11 protein-coding genes and 2 pseudogenes are annotated in these 21,095 nt (G+C 64.9%); 7 read left to right on the forward strand and 6 right to left on the reverse strand.

The window, feature by feature from the left end:
* Positions 1-1,108, forward strand: a pseudogene (locus ACOCMH_RS12365) (autotransporter-associated beta strand repeat-containing protein); the annotation flags it as partial.
* A gap of 776 nt (positions 1,109-1,884) precedes the next feature.
* On the opposite strand, the gene ACOCMH_RS12370 reads toward ACOCMH_RS12365, so the two are convergent.
* The 3 genes and pseudogenes from ACOCMH_RS12370 to ACOCMH_RS12380 form a co-directional block, all read right to left on the reverse strand.
* Positions 1,885-2,172 carry a GNAT family N-acetyltransferase gene (locus tag ACOCMH_RS12370; RefSeq protein WP_427305985.1) on the reverse strand — a complete coding sequence of 96 codons (288 nt, stop codon included), beginning with the start codon at positions 2,170-2,172 and terminating at the stop codon, positions 1,885-1,887.
* 1,179 nt (positions 2,173-3,351) lie between these two features.
* Positions 3,352-4,218, reverse strand: coding sequence for a LysR substrate-binding domain-containing protein (locus ACOCMH_RS12375; protein WP_427305984.1), 867 nt, complete (start codon positions 4,216-4,218; stop codon positions 3,352-3,354).
* A gap of 802 nt (positions 4,219-5,020) precedes the next feature.
* A pseudogene (locus tag ACOCMH_RS12380) lies at positions 5,021-5,180 on the reverse strand (CoA transferase); the annotation flags it as partial.
* Positions 5,181-5,409: 229 nt separating this feature from the next.
* On the opposite strand from ACOCMH_RS12380, the gene ACOCMH_RS12385 reads away from it, so the two are divergent.
* Positions 5,410-6,393 (forward strand): Bug family tripartite tricarboxylate transporter substrate binding protein, encoded by a 984-nt coding sequence (locus ACOCMH_RS12385; RefSeq protein ID WP_427305983.1) that lies wholly within the window; start codon positions 5,410-5,412, stop codon positions 6,391-6,393.
* Between the two features lie 47 nt (positions 6,394-6,440).
* Here ACOCMH_RS12385 and ACOCMH_RS12390 read toward each other — a convergent pair whose 3' ends face one another.
* The 3 genes from ACOCMH_RS12390 to ACOCMH_RS12400 form a co-directional block, all read right to left on the reverse strand.
* Positions 6,441-6,959, reverse strand: coding sequence for a tripartite tricarboxylate transporter substrate-binding protein (locus ACOCMH_RS12390; protein WP_427306058.1), 519 nt, complete (start codon positions 6,957-6,959; stop codon positions 6,441-6,443).
* 603 nt (positions 6,960-7,562) lie between these two features.
* Positions 7,563-8,387 carry an HpcH/HpaI aldolase/citrate lyase family protein gene (locus ACOCMH_RS12395; RefSeq protein ID WP_427305982.1) on the reverse strand — a complete coding sequence of 275 codons (825 nt, stop codon included), beginning with the start codon at positions 8,385-8,387 and terminating at the stop codon, positions 7,563-7,565.
* Positions 8,388-8,399: 12 nt separating this feature from the next.
* Positions 8,400-9,572 (reverse strand): CaiB/BaiF CoA transferase family protein, encoded by a 1,173-nt coding sequence (locus ACOCMH_RS12400; RefSeq protein ID WP_427305981.1) that lies wholly within the window; start codon positions 9,570-9,572, stop codon positions 8,400-8,402.
* Between the two features lie 124 nt (positions 9,573-9,696).
* Here ACOCMH_RS12400 and ACOCMH_RS12405 point away from each other — a divergent pair, with 124 nt between their 5' ends.
* The 5 genes from ACOCMH_RS12405 (at position 9,697) to ACOCMH_RS12425 (ending at position 20,896) form a co-directional block, all read left to right on the forward strand.
* Positions 9,697-10,653, forward strand: coding sequence for a LysR substrate-binding domain-containing protein (locus ACOCMH_RS12405; protein ID WP_427305980.1), 957 nt, complete (start codon positions 9,697-9,699; stop codon positions 10,651-10,653).
* Between the two features lie 258 nt (positions 10,654-10,911).
* The gene (locus tag ACOCMH_RS12410) at positions 10,912-15,891 is read left to right on the forward strand and encodes an Ig-like domain-containing protein (RefSeq protein WP_427305979.1); all 4,980 of its coding nucleotides are present in this window, start codon (positions 10,912-10,914) and stop codon (positions 15,889-15,891) included.
* A 241-nt stretch (positions 15,892-16,132) separates the two neighbouring features.
* Positions 16,133-17,482 (forward strand): TolC family protein, encoded by a 1,350-nt coding sequence (locus ACOCMH_RS12415; protein ID WP_427306057.1) that lies wholly within the window; start codon positions 16,133-16,135, stop codon positions 17,480-17,482.
* Entirely contained in the window at positions 17,466-19,697 is a 2,232-nt protein-coding gene (locus tag ACOCMH_RS12420; RefSeq protein ID WP_427305978.1) for a type I secretion system permease/ATPase, read from the forward strand. The genes ACOCMH_RS12415 and ACOCMH_RS12420 overlap by 17 nt, the downstream gene beginning before the upstream one ends.
* A gap of 14 nt (positions 19,698-19,711) precedes the next feature.
* A complete protein-coding gene (locus ACOCMH_RS12425; RefSeq protein WP_427306056.1) occupies positions 19,712-20,896 on the forward strand; it encodes an HlyD family efflux transporter periplasmic adaptor subunit in 1,185 nt (394 codons plus the stop codon).
* Positions 20,897-21,095 lie beyond the last annotated feature (199 nt).

Below are 21,095 nucleotides of genomic sequence, written 5' to 3' on the forward strand. Positions count from 1 at the left end.
CGAAGCGATTCGCAACTCCCTTGTTATGGCATACCTGGTACCAGAGCGCTTTCAGGAGATGCTGAGCCGGGGCATGGAGCTTGGCGAGAACCGTATCATGTCCGGCATGCATTCTCCGCTAGACGTCATTGGTGGCCGTATGAACGCTATCGCCGGTGCTGCCGCAAATCTCTATGCGCCGAGCAATGCTGCGCTTAAGGCGTCGGCCTATGCCCAAGCCCATAACGCACTGATGGCAGCGACGGGGACGACGCCAGCCACGTTTGCGAACTTTGCGCGCTCCGGGACACCGGCCAATGACCGATTCAGCGACTACGCCGCCAATAAGACCAACTATCTGCGCCGCATGACATTCGGCTTCGCGCAGATCGGCTCGAAGTCGTTAGAGCCATCCGTGCCCAAAGGGGCTGAAGTGATCTTGGAGACGCGCTTCCCTTATCTGAGTGCCGATCAGCGTCGCGTGGTGTTCTTAAAGACGACAGAATTGGAGTCCGGCTATCCGCTCATGGATGATGCCGAAGGTTGGGGCCGCTTGAACCTGTTTGCCGCTGGGGATGGCTATGGCGCGTTTAACGGCAACGTCGTGGTATCGATGGACGCGAGCAAGGGTGGTTTCAATGCAGAGGATACGTGGCGCAACGATATTGCTGGCACAGGCAAGTTCACACTCACCGGCAGCGGGAAAATCAAGCTCGGCGGTGCAAACACATACTCGGGTGGCACGCAGGTAGCTGGGGGCGTTCTTGAAGCCGCTTCCGCCAAGGCGTTTCGGTACTGGCGATGCTTATCTGGGCGCTGGCTCAGTGGTGATCAACGCGCCGGAAAGCGTCGCCATGGCAGGCAAGTTCACGCAATTGGCCGGCACCACGCTCGATATGCGCGTCGGCCTGAATGGCCAGGGCCGCATGACGGTGGCCGGGCTGACAACGATTGCCGGTGGCACGCTGCGCATCGTCTTTGTCAATGGATATGCTCCGAAGGCTGGCGAAACCATTCCGGTCATCACTGGCAGCAGTGTTCGCGGACAGTTCACTACTATCGCCGTGGAGGGTTTCAAGGCAACGCCGATCTAACGCCTTACGGAGTGCAAATTCGCATTGATGCCTGATGGATCGTGCTGGCGATAGATAATGAATCCATCAAGGATTCTGTTTATCGCCAATTTCGGCATTGTCCCGTTGGCACGGCTTAGCTCGATTCAGGCTAGGCCGGCTCAGTCAAGTGGAAGGACTTCTGTCCAGCTCGGTGATATCGCGCCATCTGGCCGAAGCGGGCGGCGAAGTCTTCGCGGTACGGGGAAGCGCGCAGTGGATGCCGCTTCAGTGCGATCGGAGAATGGGCAGATCGATTGGCTGGATGTGACGCAACCATATTGGGAGCGCACGGCGGACCGCCGCCTACAACCTCGTGCAAATGCGCTCGCCGGGACAAATCGGTCCGCAGTTTCAGTAGTCGCGATAATCATGGCGGAAGTGGCCGACAAAAGCGAAAAAAATTTGCGGCAATAATACCGAACTCCCGGATTGGGAAACACCGCGAACCCGCCAGCCCTACCAGGGGAAGCCGCACCTCTTCCGTGGTGAGTACTTCAGCAGCCTGCTAAGCTTCTCTAGCTACTCACCAGTCCGTAATATTGGCGACGGATCGGCCCCCAGGGATGATCCAATCAGGCTACATTTCTTTTCTTCTGCAATCCTCGTAGTTTATGTTCGCCTTGTGGGCTTCAAGCCTAGTCAGAATCTCCAACAGCTCCGGCGAGAAATTCTTTGTCTTGCCACGCTGGCGCGCGTGTCCTCGACCTTCTTCTGATAGTGGGTGCCCGCCCTGCTGGCTCTAAACGTCTGGAGATTACTGGCGATTCTGGCCCGACCGCAAGCGTTGTGCCTAGAGAGTTAGTGTCCAGAACTCTTGTTGAAATGTCTGCCCAAACGCCTTTTTGTCCGGCGCCACTTTCGATGTACGGAACCCCAGTCGACTATAGAGCGCTCTTGCGGCTACGAGGCAGCTGTAGGTCTCCAGCTGTACCTCCTTCAACGAGTGCGTACGTGCATACTCTAGGGCCATCCTCATCATTGCATACCCCACGCCTCTGCCTCTATATTCAGGCAGGACTAGAACGAAATTGAGAAATGCCAGATCTCCAGGTCTTTCGGAGATTGCAATCGACGCCACCCGTGTACTCCTATCAATGCAACCCAGACACGATCAAATGCACTGGGTAGCTGGAGAAATGCATGCATCTTTTTGGAAATGCTGTCCTGAAAACTCCTGTCAAAACCGAACTTCGTGGCATAGACGTCTCCATGCGCGGCAACGATCCATTCGTAATCGTCCTGCTGTGCTGTTCGTACCTTCAACTCATGGGCCGTCACTTGTAAACTCCAATCCTTGTGTTGGCATTATTTCCCCCCTTTCGAACCCTTGATACACCAACGCTTCTCCTTCCGCTCACTGAGACACATCACTTTGCTCTACTTGCAATTCGGACAGTGAACGCCTATATACCAATGCTAAACTAGAATGACCTTCACCGATTTCCGAAACACCCCGTCTTCCGCGTACCTCGAGCGATTGGAGAAGGGTGTGGAGCATAAGGTAAAAACCCCCGATGGTGATCATTTCACTGTACGCCAGTGCCGGAGAATACTCGACTGAGTTTTCAGTTTCCCCTCTCGTATGCCAGGCAATCTTGTACTGCATCGCGCGCGAAAAATATATAGAGTTTAAGCACTCGTTGATCGTAGCGACCCGTATGCCAGTCAGTATTTGAGGCGAAGTTGGAACTAGCGACAGGCACGCCATCCGGGCTGAGCGTCTTGCGCGTAACGCCAGAAGGAAATTCACGCGGCAACACACCCATCATGGCCTACGTTGGAGCGATCCAGGAATGGCGGCTTGCGGATGTCTGTAGTTTCCGCGTCCAACGAAAAGATCGCGCCTGACGGCGCATCGGTCGGCCAATGCGTCATGCAGTGCCCGCCCATCGCCTCATCACATCGTCACATCGTCCTACCCAGGCCGCCTGGCGAGAAGTCGGTCCAAGTCTGCTGTTTCGACGTCCTTAGTACCGATATGGCGCAGTACGTTCTCAGCCAGCACGCGCAAGCCATAATGGCACGCGGGCGAAGTCCAATCCGCCCTTGACGGGGGCGCCAAGGCCGTAATAACGCAGCCCCGGCGGGCCGAATGCCGAAACCTTGGCCAGATCGAGCGCCTTGAGTGCAACCTCTTTGGCGGAAACGTTGCTTTCCTTGTCCCGTCTTGACGGCACCGAATCGTGCTGCCCACGATATGGATCTTCGCAATGTAGCGCAAGGCTATTTGGAACAATCTTCGCTACTCGCACAAATTTTAAGTGGGCGCAGCGGCCGCAGCGTGCTCCATCAGCATCTTTGCCATGGTCGCTGCTGCTGGGCTCAATGACCGGCGGTTCAATGAAAGAATACCTAGTTCCCGGTGCACTTTGGGGCGTTTCAGTGGCACGAAGACAAGGCCGCGCGCGCTCGCCGGCACACCCAGCGATGGAAGTACGGTTACGCCCAGTCCCTGCTCCAGCATGGCAATCAGCGACAGCATGTTTGACACAAACAAATGGCTGCCTGCCAGTAACTCCATCTCCGGCACACCCTCGATTTGCTGATGCGCTACCGTTCCGATGATCGGCAGGGACGCAAGCTCATTCCAGCCAATCGAGCGCCGGCCGGCCAGTGCATGATCGGCTCGACAGACCAGACCAAAGCTGTCCTTGACCAGCGACTGGAACTGAAGGCGAGACTCCACGCCCACGCGACTGCAGATGCCAAAGTCCACTTCGCCAGCCAGGACCATTGCCTGGATATTGCGGGAATTATCGTCCAGAATGCGGATCTCGATCTTCGGATGGCGCTCGATATAACGGCGTACCAAGTCCGGCAGCCATTGCGTCGCAACCGTCGGCACCGACGCAATGGTAAGTACACCCTCCTCTCTGTCCGCGAGCCTCTGCATCGCACTGACCGCGCGGTCGAAGTGTTCGGCCAACTCCCGCGCGTAGGGCACACACCCTGCCCCAAACATGGTTAACTCTGCCCGCCCGGCTTCGAACAGCCTTCCGCCGATACGTTGCTCCAACTCTCGGATAGAACGCGACAGCGCAGGCTGTGACCGGAATGCCTCGGTAGCCGCAACACGGAACCCGCCGTGGTCGACTACCAGCAGGAAGTGCTTTAGTTGAGCCATAGTCACATTTGCAGTCATTTTGCCCCTTATTTTGGATAGCTTTTTTGCATCATTCAGAAAATATTATGCGTTTTGTAAGGCACCGTAAAGCAGCATCCGATTGGTGTCATGCAATGGAACAATGAGCATCCTGAAGCGCGGACGAGTTTGCGTCGCGCCGAACTTTTAGCGTCCTGGGGTCTGGAAAGCTTGGCGGCCGCCTTGCTGACGTACTGCAATAGCGCGCGGGGAGCGCTTTGCTGGCGGGCCACTCTCTCTGAGGCATGTTGGCGTTACTAGCTGCCCTAAAGGCGACGGAAAAGTGGACGGGTTGCTGTTGTCCAACACGGATGCGAATACAGGCGGACACGGCGATACGGGGTCATGTGTTTCGCGCATCTGCCGCGATAGCGCCGGGGCTTGCGATCAAAGCAACTCCACAGGAACGCATCACTGGCTTCTTCGGTCCAGGCCGTTCGTACTCGCTCCGGCAAACAATTTGGTCGCGAGGCCTTTCTGCAAGCGGTTGCCACGCTACGTCAGGTCGATGTGCGACCACGCCTAAAGGCAGGAACGCGTGCTGGAAGTGTGGTCTGTCTCTCTCTAGGCTGCACTGCAGAGCATCGAGCAAGAATAAAGCCACTCCAAGCGTTTCTTGGGCGAGGAGCTGTCGGTCGATTTGCAACGTTTTCGCGCAAATTATCTGTGGGCGTGACAGGGGGCCGCGTCTGTTCGCACTCCGCGATCGATACAGTGCCGCAGGCTAAGTCGGGATGCGTGGCGAATTCGAGTTCGGCCAGCACTTCTTGGCACCCCACCCCACCCACTCCCGCTCGTTTTGCAGCCCCAGCATCAAGGTCTTGCCATCAACAGCCGGGAACTGACCATAGAGGTAGATGGTGGTGGCGTGCACTCGCATAGGCACGTGGCGGAGGCTCGGCGCCTTCAAAGGCGTAGTACAGCGGGAAGCCCATCCAGTTCCCATCGATTCCAACATCGAATGACGCGATGCGCTTGGCGCGACGGAAGTGCTGCGCGAACTGGTGGGCGTGGGCATGCCGGCGGGTGGGTCGCTCAAACCGCCACCCTTGGCCGATCAATAAAACTTATGCCCGTAGTCGGCGATTGAATTTCACGCAAGCGCGGCAGTCGGCTAGAGTTGCGACCAGACCGGGCGTGCATTCATGCCCCACCGCAACCCCAGGAGACACCATGCAACGTACCCGCCGCGCCTTGGCAGCCGCCGCTGCCCTGGCCGCATGCCTGCCGCTGTTTAGCGTGAAGGCTCACGCCGCCGACGCCTATCCTTCCAAGCCCATCCAGATGATCGTGCCGCAGGCGCCCGGCGGCACCAACGATATCGTCGCGCGTCTGGTCGCTGCGACGCTGTCGCAACGGCTGGGCCAGCAAGTGGTAGTCGAAAACCGTCCGGGCGCCGGGGGTAATATTGGCACCCAGGCAGCGGCACGCGCTACGCCAGATGGCTATACGCTGTTGATGACAATCAGCAGCACGCAGGCCATCAACCCCTCGCTGTACCGGAAGGTTCCGTTCGACCCGATCAAGGATTTCGAGCCAATCTCGCCCGTGGCGAGCGTGCCAAATGTGCTTGTGGCCAATCCCGCCTTCCCCGCCAAGTCGCTGTCGGAGCTGATTGCCATGGCGAAGGCAAAGCCAGACTACTACCGCTTTGCGTCAGCCGGAAATGGCACGTTGAACCACCTGCTAGGTGAGATGCTCAACGGCATGGCGGGCATCAAGCTTGAGCATGTCCCATACAAGGGCGTTGCCCCCGCGTTGAATGATGTATTGGGCAACCAGGTACCGCTGGCCTTTGCCAGTCTTCCGTCAGTCCTGGCTCACATCAAGGCAGGCAAGGTGCGCGCGCTGGGTGTCAGTTCCGCCAAGCGCTCACCCTTTGCGCCGGACATTCCTGCGATCGGCGAAACCGTCCCAGGCTACAGCGGCGACCTGTGGGTCGGCCTCTTCGCCGTCAAGGGCACGCCGAAGGATGTGACGCAGAAGCTTGCGCAGACCATGCAGGCAATCCTCACGGACAAGACTCTTCGAGACAAACTGGCCGCTCAGGGAGCCGAGGTCTTGACGGGCTCGCCGCAGCAACTCAGCGCGACACTGGTATCCGACATGGACAAGTGGGCCCGCATAGTGAAGACTTCGGGCGCACAGGTCGACTGACCGCGCGATATAACCTTGCCGTTGTGGACGTATCGGGTGGTGGCCATCTAGGTGGGAAGACATTCGGTACGCTGCATTTTGCCACCCGCCAGAAGTCGAACGGCGGCGGGAAATAACATTTCCGATGCCGGGTTCCCGATGTCAGTTGTCGACGTCCCGCAGTCTTCGCCGCCGTCTTCCCCGATAAAGTGCGGGTGGCACGCGCCACTCTCTTCGCGCACCTCCTTACTGTTTTCAATACCCGCCGTCTGACCGACATTTGCCCAACGCTTGTACTCCTGTTGGATAAAGGCATGGAATGCGTCCGGACCATCGGCACGTGTCTCTCTACCGATCTGAGCGACAATGGTGCGAATCGTCTGATCGAGCTTGTCGACCACTCCGCCGGTTTTTTTTGCCGGAGCGAGACTGCCGTTCCAAGACCCCAGCACGAAGTCAGGAAAGCCAGCATCCTTCATCGTGGGCACATTGGGCAACTGCCGACTGCGTTTCGCCGATGTGCCAGCCAATGCCTTGAGCTTCCCGCTTTGGATATTGGGCAATGCCGAAAGTAGGCTGTCGAACATCAGCGTCACTTGCCAGCCCCATCAGGTCGATGATAGCTGGCGAACTGCCACGGTAAGGTACGTGCGTCAACTTCAGTCCGGTCACGGAATTGAACAGTTCACCGAGAGATGGATGGAAATGCCGGTTCTCGAAGATGCAAAGCTGAGAGGCTGATTCGACTTGCGCGCGTAGGCAACCAGTTCCCCAACCGGGCTGCAGGCAACCTAGGATCGACTACCGGTACGTCGGGCAAAGTCGTGAACATGCTGACCGGCTGGAAACCGTCAATCGACTTCTCAGATGTCCCTTGAACAGATCCAGATTGATTGCCTGAGTGTCCGCGGCACCTACCAGCAAGGTTCAACTTCGCCCTATCCACCTGATTGGCACCAATGGTGCCAGAGGCACCGGACATGTTCTCGATCACAAAAGATTGACCCAGCTTCTTACTGAGTTCAGCACCAATCAGGCGCGCCACCATGCCGGTGGCGCCTCCAGGCGCAAAGGATTACCGGTTTCTCTGGCTTGGCTGAGGAGGGTTGGGCTGCGGTGGCTGGCAATATCGAGCCGACGGCAATCAAGGCAGTGGCAATTAGGGCGTGGTAACGGAATGAAACGCGGCGTCATGAGGTACGAGACAGGATCCGGCGCGCTCGCTCCAGCACTGGACGGTCCACCATCTTGCCCTCCATAGCCACGGCCGCACCATTCGCTGCGGCGGCTGCGGCAGTGACACGCTCGGCCCAGCGCCGCTCCGCGACAGACGGCGCTAGGCCGTCGTGCACGCCACGGACCTGGCCTGGATGGATCAGCAGCTTGGCACCAAAGCCGAAGGCCCGTGCGCGGCGCGTTTCTGCGGCAAGTGCTGCGTCGTCGCCAATCGCGGTGCAAACGCCATCCACGGGTGCGAGCAATCCCGCTGCACGGGAATGAAACACCAGCCGGCTGCGGAAGTAGTTCAGCGCTTCGCACTCATCCTGTATGTCGAGGTCGAACATCAGGTCGATGCTGCCGAACAGCAGCCGTACCACGTTGCCGGCATTGGCCAGCTCGCGCAAACCGGCGAAGCCGGCGGCGTTCTCGACCAGCGGGAAACAGCGCACGCCTGGCAATGCCGCCACCAGCGCGTTGACGCCGGCCGCGTCGGCCTTCGGCAGGACGACATCTGAGACACCCTCCGAGCTGCACCAGGCCAGGTCATCCTCGTAGTACGCGGTATCGGCGCCATTGATGCGCACCAGCATGGCGACATTAGCCGCCGCGGCGTGTACGCATAGTTTCGCCCATGGAGCCACAAGCCCTTCGCGTGCCTGCTCTTTGTCGACGGGCGCAACCGCATCCTCGAAATCGACAATGACCGCATCGGCACCCGAGCCAATCGCCTTGGCGATGCGCTCCGGACGCGAGGCCGGAACAAACAGATAGCTGCGCGAATTGACGATCGACATGGTTGCCTCCTCTCAGATGGCGCCTGCCGATCGTAATGCGGCGATTTGTTCGTCGGACTGACCCAGCTCGGCCAAGATGGCATCAGTGCTGCCGCCCAACGACGGAATCGAGTCCATGCGCGCCTCTGTCATGCCCGGCGGCAGTAAGGCCGGCACGGGACCGACCGGCGTGTCGACCCGGCGCCAGCGCTGCCGCGCCGCCAGCTGCGGGTGGTCCCATACGTCGGCAATGGTGTTGACCCGCGCATTTGCGATCTTGGCAGCCTCGAGCCGGTCGACCACCTCCGCTGCTGTCAGAGCCGCGAAGCTCTTGACGATGCGCGCGCGCAGGGCAGCGCGGTTCTGATTGCGCAGGCTGTTGCTGGCAAAGTCGGGGTGGGCGGCAAGCTCCGGGTTCCCCAGCACTGCCTGGCAGAACACGACCCACTCGCGCTCGTTCTGCAGTCCCAGCATCACCGTCTTGCCGTCGCCGGTCGGAAACGGACCATAGGGGTAGATGGTGGCATGCGCCGCCCCCGCACGCGGCGGCGGCTCGGCGCCGTCGAAGGCGTAGTAGAGCGGAAAGCCCATCCACTCCACCATCGATTCCAGCATCGAGATGTCGATCCGCTTGCCGCGTCCCGTCTTGCCGCGTTCAAGTAGCGCGGCAAGGATATTGGTGTAGGCATACATGCCGGCCGCAATGTCGGCCACCGACGCGCCGGCCTTGACCCCATCTTCCGGCGTGCCGGTCACGGAGACAAAACCGGACTCGCTCTGAACCAGGAGGTCATAGGCCTTCTTGTCGCGGTACGGGCCGTCGCTGCCATAGCCCGAGATATCGCACACGATCAGTCGCGGGTATTTCTCGCTCAGGGTGTCGAAGTCCAGACCGAGGCGCGCGGCCGCGCCGGGTGCGAGGTTCTGCACCAGTACGTCCGCGCGATCCAGCAGGCCGGCCAGCACGGGCGCAGCCGCTGCGTGCTTGACGTCGAGCGTCAAGCTCTGCTTGGAGCGGTTAGTCCAGACGAAATGCGAAGACATACCGCGCACGCGCGTGTCGTAGGCACGGGCAAAGTCGCCAATGCCGGGCCGCTCAATCTTGATGATGCGCGCGCCGAGGTCCGCCAACTGACGGGTGCAGAACGGGGCTGCGATCGCCTGTTCAAGGGAAACGACGGTGATGCCTTCGAGCGGGTGAGCCATGGTGATATCCGGTTTTGCGCAATGTCCTGCCGCCAATCTACCGGGCCGGGCCGGGACTGGGAAATACCAATTACTGAGAGCGGCATAAGTAAAATAAATACCTTGGAAACCCCCGGAGCCTGTCATGGACCTGCGCGCCATGCGCTATTTCATTGCCATTGTCGACCAGGGCAGCCTGACACGGGCCGCCGAGGTTGTCTGCGTGGCTCAGCCGGCACTCAGTCAGCAACTAGCAGCACTGGAGAAAGAACTGGGCGTGCCGCTGGTCCACCGCGGCGCCAAGGGCGTGAAGCCGACGGAAGCCGGCCGCACCCTGTATCGCCACGCCCGCAATATCCTGCGGCAGGTGGAGATCGCCGGCGCCGAGGTCCGGGTAGCGGGCATGGATGTCACCGGTATGGTTGCCATCGGCCTGCCCACCACCGCAGCAGCAGCATTCGGCATGCCGCTGATCCGCGCAGTGCGGGACCGCTATCCACAGATCCGGCTCCAGCTCTTTGAGAGCATGAGCCGCTATATCTCGGAACTGCTGGACCACAATCGGCTCGATTTCGCCATCCTGTTCCGTGATGTACCGTCGCGCGCGGTGGACCTCGAGCGGCTTGCCAGTGAATCACTTTACCTCGTCGGGGCGCTTTCAGTTGCGCGCAGGCTTGGGAAGCCGCAGTCGAAGATCGGCGCAGAAGGCGCCACCGTCACAGTCAAGGCACTTTCCGACCTGCCACTGGTGCTGCCAAGCGGCTCGCAGGGCTTGCGCGAAGTGGTCGAACTGGCTTTCGCACAGGCGGGCGTGCCGCTCAATGTGGTGGCCGACCTGGACTCACTGCCCTTTCTGCTGGCAACCGCGCGCGAAGGCCTGGCTTGCACCATCCTGCCCGCGTCATCGCTGTCCGAGGCGGACAGCGATGTGCCGCGGCACCTGATCGTGCCGGAGTTGCGTCGCACGCTGTCCCTATGCTGGCCGCGCGCACTGCCGCGAACCAGCGCGGCCGAAGCCGTGGCGGAAGTGCTGCGCGAACTGGTGGCCGGGCGCATTGCGGCAGATGGGTCGCTCAAACCGCCACCCTTGGCCGATCAATAATGCTTATGCCCGTGGTCGGCGATTGAGTTTCACGCAAGCGCGGCAGTCGGCTAGAGTTTCGACCAGACCGGGCCTGTATTCATTCCTCACCGCAACTCCAGGAGACGCCATGCAACGCACGAATGGGAAGGGCGGGTTTTCGCCCGCAGCACCAGCGGATAGTTCCTTCCTTTGACAATCCTTCAGATTTTGCGGTTTACGCCTCCGTACACTAGTCATGCACTACGTACCGATCACTCAGGATGAAGGAGAGTCAGCATGGTTTCGTCAGGCGTTCTGCTCAACCACACGGATGTTCCTGTCACCCCCGGCACCCGCACCGTTGCCTCACCTGACGGCCCCGCCAACTTCCTGATCGCGGCGCAGCGCGACAGCGTCGCCAACTTCGCGCGCGAAGGCAACGACCTGCTGCTGACCATGCGGGATGGCAGCACGCTGCGCATCCAGGGCTTCTTCACCAACGGGGCGCAGTACAACAACCTGGTGTTCGTGCAGGAAGACGGCCAATGGCTGGCCGACTTCAGCCGGGCGCTGGGCGCGCAGGGCGACGGCGTGGCCGAGGAGGCCATGCTGTTCGAGCCGATCGGCGACAGCACTTCCACGGCATTGCTGCTGGGGCTGCTGGGCGCAGCGGCCGGTGCCGGCATCATCGCGGCCGCGGCCAGCGGTGGAGGTGGGGATGGCGGAGGCGGCGGCAGTAGTGGCGTCGGGGCAGGCGGGGGCGTTGCGCCAGCCGCGCCCAAGGTGGCGCCCACCAACGGCGCCGCGCTGTCCGGCACGGCCCCGGCCGGCAGCACGGTCGGCATCGACTTCACCGGCGACGGCAAGGCCGATGCCACCGTCAGCGCCGATGCCGCGGGCAACTGGACCTACACGCCGCCCCAGCGGCTGGCCGACGGCACCGTCGTCAGCGTGACCGCAACCGACGCCTCCGGCAACACCAGCCCGCCGGCCACGGTGACCGTCGATGGCGCGGCACCGGCAGCGCCCGTGATCAGCGCGGTCAGCAACGATGCCGGCACGGGGATCGTTGCCGGAGGCAGCACCAGCGACACCACGCCCACGCTTTCCGGCAGCGCCGAAGCGGGCAGCACCATCAGCATCTACAGCGGCACCACCCTGCTCGGCACCGCCATCGCCGACGCGAACGGCCGCTGGAGCTTCACGCCGCCGTCGAGCCTGGCCGACGGCAACCACGCGCTGACGGTCACCGCGACCGACGCGGTCGGCAATACCGGCCCGGCAAGCGCGCCGTTCCTGCTGACGGTCGATACCGCAGCGCCGGCGGCGCCCACGATCACGCCCAGCGACGGCAGCGTGATCGCCGGCACCGCCGAGCCGGGCAACACCATCCATATCGACCTGAACGGCGACGGCACGCCCGATGCCACCGTCACGGCCGACGACAGCGGCAACTGGACCTACACGCCGTCGCCGGCACTGGGCGACGGCGCCGTGGTCAGCGTCACCGCCGCCGACACCGCTGGCAACACCAGTACGCCGGCCACCGCCACCATCGATGCCAGCGCACCGGCCGCGCCGGTGATTGGCAGCGTCACGGACGACGCCACCCCGTCGACCGGCCCGCGCGCCGACGGCGACGGCACCAACGACGGCACCCCGACCCTCTCCGGCACCGCCGAAGCCGGCAGCACCATCAGTATCTACAACGGCGCCACGCTGATCGGCACCACCGTTGCAGATGCCGCCACCGGCGCCTGGACCTTCACGCCCACGTCACCATTGCCCGACGGCGCCGTGAGCCTGACCGTCACCGCTACCGACGCCGCGGGCAATACCAGCGCACCCAGCACCGCCTTCACGCTGACGCTGGACGCCACGCCGCCGGCAATACCGGCCATCACCGGCGCGACCGAAGACAACCCGGTCAGCAGCCCGCTGGCCTCTGGCGACAGCACCAACGACTCCACCCCGACGCTCGCGGGCACTGCCGATGCCGGCAGCACCATCAGCATCTACAACGGCGCCACGCTGATCGGCACCACCGTTGCCGATGCCACCACCGGCGCATGGAGCTTCACGCCGACCACGCCGTTGACCGATGGCCCCTATGCGCTGACCGCCACCGCGACCGATGCATCGGGGAATGTCAGCGCACCGACCGCTGCCTTCAACCTGACCGTCGACACCGCTGCACCCGCTGCCCCGGTCATCACACAGGCCAACGGCACCACCATCTCCGGCAGCGCCGACGCCGGCAGCACCATCGATATCGACCTTGACGGCAATGGCACGCCCGACGCCACCGTCACGGCCGATGCCACCACCGGCGCCTGGACTTACTCGCCCGGCACGCCGCTGCCCGACGGCACCGCGATCAGCGTCACCGCCACCGATGCCGCCGGCAACACCAGTGCGCCGGCAACCGCTACCGTCGATGCCCTCGCGCCGTCCGCGCCGGTCATCACAAGCGTCACCGACGACAACCCCGTCAGCACCCCGCTGAACTCCGGCGACAGCACCAACGACTCCACGCCGACGCTCGCCGGCACCGCCGAAGCCGGCAGCACCATCAGCGTCTACAACGGCACCACGCTGCTCGGCACCACGGTTGCCGACCCCACCACCGGCGCGTGGACCTTCACCCAGACCACGCCGCTGACCGATGGCCCCTACGCGCTGACCGCCACCGCGACCGATGCATCGGGGAATGTCAGCGCACCGACCGCTGCCTTCAACCTGACGGTCGACACGGCGCCACCCGCTGCCCCCAGCATCACCGTTGCCAGCGGCACCACGATCTCCGGCAGCGCCGACGCCGGCAGCACCATCGACATCGACCTCGATGGCAATGGCACGCCCGACGCCACCGTCACGGCCGATGCCACCACCGGCGTCTGGACTTACTCGCCCGGCACGCCGCTGCCCGACGGCACCGCGATCAGCGTCACCGCTACGGATGCCGCCGGCAATACCAGCGGCCCCGCGACGGTGACCATCGACGCCGCGCCGCCCGCGGTCCCGGTGATCACCAGCGTCACCGACGACAATCCGGTCGCCAGCCCGCTGAATTCCGGCGACAGCACCAACGACTCCACGCCGACGCTCGCCGGCACTGCCGATGCCGGCAGTACCATCAGCGTCTACAACGGCACCACGCTGCTCGGCACCACCGTTGCAGATGCCACCACGGGCGCGTGGAGCTTCACCCCGACCACGCCGCTGACCGATGGCCCCTACGCGCTGACCGCCACTGCTACCGATGCATCGGGGAACGTCAGCGCACCGACCGCTGCCTTCAACCTAACCGTCGACACCGCTGCACCCGCTGCCCCGGTCATTACACAGGCCAACGGCACCACCATCTCCGGCAGCGCCGACCCCGGCAGCACCATCGATATCGACCTTGACGGCAATGGCACGCCCGACGCCACCGTCACGGCCGATGCCACCACCGGCGCCTGGACTTACTCGCCCGGCACGCCGCTGCCCGACGGCACCGCGATCAGCGTCACCGCCACCGATGCCGCCGGCAACACCAGCACGCCGGCAACCGCTACCGTCGATGCCCTCGCGCCGGCCGCGCCGGCCATCACCAGCGTCACCGACGACAACCCCGTCGCCAGCCCGCTGGCCTCCGGCGACAGCACCAACGACTCCACGCCGACGCTCGCCGGCACCGCCGATGCCGGCAGCACCATCAGCGTCTACAACGGCACCACGCTGCTCGGCACCACGGTTGCCGACCCCACCACCGGCGCGTGGACCTTCACCCCGACCACGCCGCTGACCGATGGCCCCTACGCGCTGACCGCTACCGCGACCGACGCGGCGGGCAACGTCAGCACGCCGACCGCCGCCTTCAACCTGACGGTCGATACGGTCGCGCCGACCGCCACGGCGACGGTCACCGCGCTGACCGACGACACCGGTACCGCCGGCGACTGGATTACCGGCGACACGACCCCCGTCGTCAGCGGCACGCTCAGCGCGGCGCTGGCCTCCAACGAGACGCTGCAAGTCAGCATTGACGGCGGCGCCACCTGGACCGATGCCGTCGTCACGGGCACCACATGGCAATGGTTCGCGCCGGGCCAGCTCGCGGACGGCACCTACACCATCACCACCCACGTGACCGACAGCGCCGGCAACATCGGCGCGGTCACCACCCAGAGCTTCACAGTGGCGCAGCAGGTGGCGCCCGAGGCTGCCGTGAATGAAGCCGGCGGCTTGCTCGGCATTGCCGATGCCAACCTGCTGGGGCTGATCGACCTGAGCGCGCAGCAGTTCTTCACCGCCAGCGACTACAACGAGAACATCAATAGCGTGGTGATCGAGTATGGCGGGCTGCTGGGCGTTGGCATGCAGCGGCTCAACGCCAGCCTCGCGCTGGCGGCCGAGCTGGGGCTGACCTTCAATGTGGTGAACGACCCGGGCATCCTGGGCCTCATCGGCCCATCGTCGACACTGTCGATCTCCGCCATCGGCGGCGGGCCGATCGACAACCTGAGCCTGAACGAACTGCTCGGTTCGATCACGCTGGAAGGCGGCCTGCTGGGCGTCAGCCTGAGCCTGCTCGACGCCATGACGATCACCGCCACCGACACCACCGGCCTGACCACCACGTCGACCGGCAGCCAGCTGGTCAGCGCCGGCGTGCTGACCAACCTGCTCGGCGCCAGCCAGCCGTCGGCGATCATCGAAGGCGATGCCACCGGCAATACGCTCACGGGCAGCGCCGGCAATGACCGGCTCTATGGCTACGACGGCAACGACACCATCAATGCCGGCGACGGCAACGACCTGGTGCGAGGCGGCGCCGGCGACGACCTCCTCAATGGCGAGACCGGCAACGACGTGCTGATCGGCGGCGCCGGCAACGACACCATGAGCGGCGGTGCCGGCACCGATGTGTTTCTCTGGGAGGCGCGCGGCAACGACAACACCGGCGGCAACGGCACCGACACGATCACGGATTTCACCGTGGGCACCGCACCGGGGCAAGCCGGCAATGACGTGCTCGATGTATCCGCGCTGCTGGAGGGCTACGCCGCCGACGCCAACGGCCCCGCCCACTACCAGAACGGCGTGCCCACCATCGATGCCGGCGACAACATCGGCCAATACCTCAGCGCCGCGCAGTCGGGCGCCGACACCGTGATCACCATCGACCGCGACGGCGCCGGCACCAATTACAGCGCGCAAACGCTGGTGACGCTGACCAACGTAACCACCAACCTGGAGACCTTGCTGGCCAACCAACAGATCCTGGTCTGACCCTGCAGCCCCCGGCCCGGCGGCATGCGCGAGCAGCCGGGCCGGCCGTGGCACCGGCTTGCGTGCATGCATGCCGGTGCAATGTACACATCCGGACGGCATCGCCATCTTGTTCACAGTCAGACTGACCCTTGACGCCGGCGCCAGCGCCGGCCCAGGCCTCGGCCTCGGTTTGTTTCCCGGTTCCTCCGCCTCGCGCGCGGCAAGACCTTTCCTCGCCACACTGCTCGCGACCACGCTGATGGCCGGGCCGGCTGGCGCCGCGCCCGTGCCAGCGCTAGCCGGCGTGCCGGCGCTGGCCGCCACGGCCCCGCTGGCCCCCGCGCCGGCGCCGGGTGCCGCCGCAGCGGACGGTGTGCGGGCGGCCTTGCGCATCCCGCTGGCGGGCATGGCCTTGCACGAGGCCGTCGGGATCGCCATCTCGCGGCATCCGGATATCGGCCGCGCCAACGCGGTGGTGGCGCAGAGCGAGGCCGAGATCGCGGTGGCGCGCTCGGCCTGGTACCCCAAGCTGGAATATGGCGTACGCCCGGGCTATGGCGGCAGCTTCGGCAGCGGCGGCAACGACATGGGCGCGCGCGCATCGGTGGGCGTCAGCCAGCTGCTCTACGACTTCGGCCGCACCGCCAGCAAGATCTCCGCCGCGGACGCCTCGCTGGTACAGCGCCGCCATGAACTGTCCGACACGGTCGAGCAGATCGCCTACAACACTGCCTCGATCTATATCGAACTGGCCGCCAGCCAGGCGATGATGGCGGCCGCGCAGCGCCAGCTCGAGACCCTTGCCGTCACGCGCGACAAGATCGGCCAGCGCGTGCGCGCGGGGCTGTCGGTCAGCTCGGACGGCACCATGGCGGACGTGGCGATCCAGCGTGCCCGCACCGAGGTGCTGCGCGCCCGTACCCGCTTCGACGTGGCCGCGTCGCGCCTGGCCGAGCTGATCGGCGTGCGGCCCGAGCGCGTGGCCGAACTGGCGCGCACCGAAGACGAGGTCCGCGGCCTGGGCGACGAGGGCGACGACATCGAGCACACGCCCAAGGTGCTGGCCGCCGCGGCCGCGGCCGAGGCCGCGCATGCGCGCGTGACGCTGGCCGAGGCCGAGCGCTTTCCGTCGGTCAGCGTCGGCGTCAGCCGCTCGGTTTCGACCGGACGCGCCAATGCCAACGACGACACCTGGATCGGCGTGGCCATCGCCGGCGACTTTTCGCTGGGCGGGCTGAACCGGCACCGCATCGACGCCGCCCGCGCCGGCCAGCGTGCCGCGCAGCAGGCGCTGGACAATGAACGGCTGCTGGCCCGTACCACGCTGCATTCCGCCGCCACCGAGGCTTCCGGCGCCGCGGCGCGCACGCAAAGCTATGCGCGGATGATCGCGCTGCTGCGCGCTTCGCGCGACCTGTACTGGCAGGAATACATCCTCAACAAGCGGACCCTGACCGACGTGCTCAATCCCGAGCGCGAGATCTTCCTGGCCGAGCAGGAATGGATCGGCGCGGTCGCCGACGGCATGCTGGCGCGCATCAAGGCGCACGCCGCCACCGGCAGGTTCGTGGCCTTGCTGCGGGAGCACGACAGTGCAAGCCACCCTTGATACGCCGCCTGCCGGCACTACGCCCGCCGGCGCCACACCCCACCACGGCGGCGCACCAGAGCAGCCGGGGCAGCCGGCGCAGGCCTGGGCCGACGCGCTGCTGCTCACGGCCCGCCAACTCGGGCTGTCGCCCTCACCGGAACTGGTGCGCGGCGCCGCCGCGTGGGCCGACCGCGCCGACGCGGACCGCGCCGTGGTCGAGATGGCAGCCGCCGCCGGCCTGTCGGCCCAGTTTGCCGAGCTGCCCGCGGCCGCACTGTCGTCGCTGCTGCTGCCCGCGCTGGTGGCGCTCGACGGGGCCAAGGTGGGCCTGCTGACGAGCATCGCCGACGGCAAGGCGGTGCTGCAGCTGCCCACCGAGGCCGGCACCATCGAACGCACTCCCGCACTGGCGGCGCTGGCGCGGCAGGCCGACGGCGCCGTGCGCCTGCTGCTGGTGCGCGAACGGGTGGCGCCTCGCAGCGGCCGTCTTGATGCCTATCTGGCGGCGCGCCCGGAAGGCTGGCTCGGCAGCATCTTCACCGCCAACTGGCGCACGCTGGCGGAGCTGGGCGCCGGCTCGCTGTTCGGCAACCTGCTGGCAGTGGGCACCTCGCTGTTCGCGATGCAGGTGTGGGACCGCGTGGTGCCGGCGCGCTCGCTGCATACGCTGTGGGTGCTGGCCAGCGGCGTGGCGCTGGCGCTGGTGCTGGAGCTGCTGATCCGCACCGTGCGGGTTTCGATCGCCGATCATTTCGGCAAGCAGGTCGACCAGCGCCTGTCGGCGATGTTTTTCGCGCGCGTGCTGGATATCCGCAACGATGCGCGCCCACGTTCGCCCGGCACGCTGGTGGCGCAGCTGCGCGACCTGGAGCAGCTGCGTGAGCTGCTCACCTCCAGCACGCTCGGGGTGCTGATCGACCTGCCCTTCGTGGCCGGCTTCCTGGTCATTATCTGGCTGCTGGGCGGCTGGCTGGTGCTGGTGCCGCTGGCGGCCATCCCGCTGCTGGTGCTGCCCGGCCTGGTGGCGCAGATTCCGCTGGCGCGGCTGTCGACCCAGGGCATGAGCGAGGCCGCGCTGCGCAACGCGATCCTGATGGAATCGATCTACCGGGCCGAGGACATCAAGACGCTGCAGGCCGAGCCGCGCTTTCGCAAGCTGTGGGACCGGGTCAACGCGGTCAACGGCGAGATCGGCCTGAAGCAGCGCTTTATCGCCGGGCTGCTGCTGAACCTGTCGCAGACGGTGCAGCAACTGGCCTATGTCGGGGTACTGGTGGCCGGCGTGCATGGCATCCTGGACGGCGGCCTGTCGTTCGGCGCGGTGCTGGCCTGCTCGATCCTGACCAGCCGCACCATCGCGCCGCTGTCGCAGATCCCCGCGGTGCTGGGGCGCATCCAGAACGCGCGCGTCGGCAAGCAGGGGCTGGACGCGCTGCTGAGCCTGCCGCTGGACCACGACCCGGCGCGCGACGCGTACCACCGGCCCGCGCTGGTGGGGCGGTATCGCTTCGAGCAGGTGGTGTACGGCTTCGATCCGCAGGAAAAGCCGGTACTCAACATCCCGCAGCTGCAGATCGCGCCCGGCGAGCGCATTGCGGTGCTGGGCCGCGTCGGCGCCGGCAAGTCCACCCTGCTGCGCCTGCTGGGCGGGCTGGCGACGCCGGTGCAGGGCCGCATCCTGTTCAACGACACGCCGCTGCCGCTGATCGACCCCGCCGACGTGCGCCGCGATGTCGGCATGGTGATGCAGGAATCCAGCCTGTTCTACGGCACCTTGCGCGACAACCTGCTGGTGGCCGATCCGCTCGCCACCGATGAAGCGATGCTGCAGGCGCTGCGGCTGGCGTGCGCGGACCGGCTGCTGCTGAACCAGGTGCACGGGCTGGACCTGACCATCCGCGAGAACGGCGTGGGCCTGTCCGGCGGCCAGAAGCAGGCGCTGATCCTGGCGCGCACGCTGCTGCGCGCGCCCAACGTGCTGCTGCTGGACGAGCCTACCGCGTCGCTGGACGAGGCCACCGAACAGGCCGTGATCGCGCGGCTGCGGCCCTGGCTGGGCCAGCGCACGCTGGTGGTGGCTACGCACCGCTACGCGGTGCTGGCACTGGTCGACCGCATCATCGTCGTCGACAACGGGCGCATCGTGCGCGACGGCCCCAAGGATGCGGTGCTGGCCGCGCTGCGCGGCAAGGGCGCGCAGGCCGTGAGTGCGCTGGATGCGGCAGGAGGCTGAACATGGGCACGGGGATGGACACGAAAGCGGCCGCGGGCGCGGACTGGATTCGCATCGGCGCAGAGCCCACGGGCCCGCGCTACCTGCTGTGGGTGATCGTGGCGGCGCTGACGCTGTTCCTGCTATGGGCGGCGCTGGCCGGGCTGGATGAAGTGGCGATCGGCGAGGGCCGCGTGACGCCGGCGTCCAAGGGCCAGATCATCCAGAGCCTGGAAGGCGGCATCCTGGCCGAGCTGGCGGTGCGCGAGGGCGACGTGGTCGAGGCCGGGCAGCAGCTGGCCACGCTCGACCCGGTGCAGGCGCGCGCCTCGATGGAAGAGACGCTGGAGCGGATCGCGGCACTGCAGGCGCGCGCGGCACGGCTGCACGCGGAAATGAACGATGCCGCCAATGTTGCCTTCCCGGCCGAGCTGGCGGGCAATGCCGCGATGGTTGATCGCGAGCGCCAGCTCTTCACCGCCAACCGTCGTGCCTTCCGCGAGAATGTCGGCAACCTGCGCGAGCAGCTGCGGCTGGCCGAGAACGAGCTGCAGATCGCCATCCCGCTGCTGCGCACCGGTGCGACCAATGAAGTCGAGGTGCTGCGGCTGCGGCAGAAGGTGGCCGAATTCTCGACCAAACTGGCCGCCACGCAGAGCGAATACTACGTGGCGCTGAAGGCCGACTACGCCACCACCATGGCCGACCTGGGCCCGCTGCTGAAGGTGCGCGAAGGCCGTGCCGACCAGTTGCGCCGCACCGCCATCAACTCGCCGGCACGCGGCATCGTCAAGGACATCCGCGTCTCCACCATCGGCGGCGTGGTCAGCCCCGGCGGCGTGCTGATGGAAATCGTGCCGCTGGGCGACCAGTTGCTGATCGAGGCGCGGCTGAGCCCGCGCGATATCGCCTTCATCCACCCGGCGCAGCCGGCCACGGTCAAGATCACGGCGTTCGAGCCGTCGATCTACGGCACGCTGCCGGCGCGCGTCGACCGGATTTCGCCCGACACCATCGAAGACCAGGTCGACAAGCGCATTTACTACTACCGCGTCTACGTGCTGACCGATCACGCCTACCTGGAAACCAGCGACGGCAAGCGCCACCCGATCCTGCCCGGCATGGTCGCCACCACCGAGATCCGCACCGGCCGCCGCACCGTGCTCGATTACCTGCTCAAGCCGCTGCGCCGCGCCGCCGAGGCGTTGCGCGAGCGCTAGCGCCAGTTTCATGCCAATCCAATCTGATTGAACCTATATTCAGTTGATCTCCCTCCATGTCAGGATAGTTTTCGCCCCGTCACCCTTCGATGAAGGTCAATGGAAAGACGGAAGCAGTTGAAGAAGGAAGCGCAATCCGGCGGAATTCAAGGAATAGGTGGTTGAGCAGATGATGTCGCCCTTGAACCGATCAGCTGTC

The sequence above is a fragment of the Cupriavidus sp. H39 genome (assembly GCF_050271075.1).
Lineage (GTDB): Bacteria > Pseudomonadota > Gammaproteobacteria > Burkholderiales > Burkholderiaceae > Cupriavidus > Cupriavidus necator_B.

Coding starts and splice junctions, on each gene's coding strand:
- ACOCMH_RS12375 (WP_427305984.1), bottom strand. CDS start 4,218: ATGGCTCAACTAAAGCACTTCCTGCTGGTAGTCGACCACGGCGGGTTC.
- ACOCMH_RS12385 (WP_427305983.1), top strand. CDS start 5,410: ATGCAACGTACCCGCCGCGCCTTGGCAGCCGCCGCTGCCCTGGCCGCA.
- ACOCMH_RS12390 (WP_427306058.1), bottom strand. CDS start 6,959: ATGTTCGACAGCCTACTTTCGGCATTGCCCAATATCCAAAGCGGGAAG.
- ACOCMH_RS12395 (WP_427305982.1), bottom strand. CDS start 8,387: ATGTCGATCGTCAATTCGCGCAGCTATCTGTTTGTTCCGGCCTCGCGT.
- ACOCMH_RS12400 (WP_427305981.1), bottom strand. CDS start 9,572: ATGGCTCACCCGCTCGAAGGCATCACCGTCGTTTCCCTTGAACAGGCG.
- ACOCMH_RS12405 (WP_427305980.1), top strand. CDS start 9,697: ATGGACCTGCGCGCCATGCGCTATTTCATTGCCATTGTCGACCAGGGC.
- ACOCMH_RS12410 (WP_427305979.1), top strand. CDS start 10,912: ATGGTTTCGTCAGGCGTTCTGCTCAACCACACGGATGTTCCTGTCACC.
- ACOCMH_RS12415 (WP_427306057.1), top strand. CDS start 16,133: ATGGCCGGGCCGGCTGGCGCCGCGCCCGTGCCAGCGCTAGCCGGCGTG.
- ACOCMH_RS12425 (WP_427306056.1), top strand. CDS start 19,712: ATGGACACGAAAGCGGCCGCGGGCGCGGACTGGATTCGCATCGGCGCA.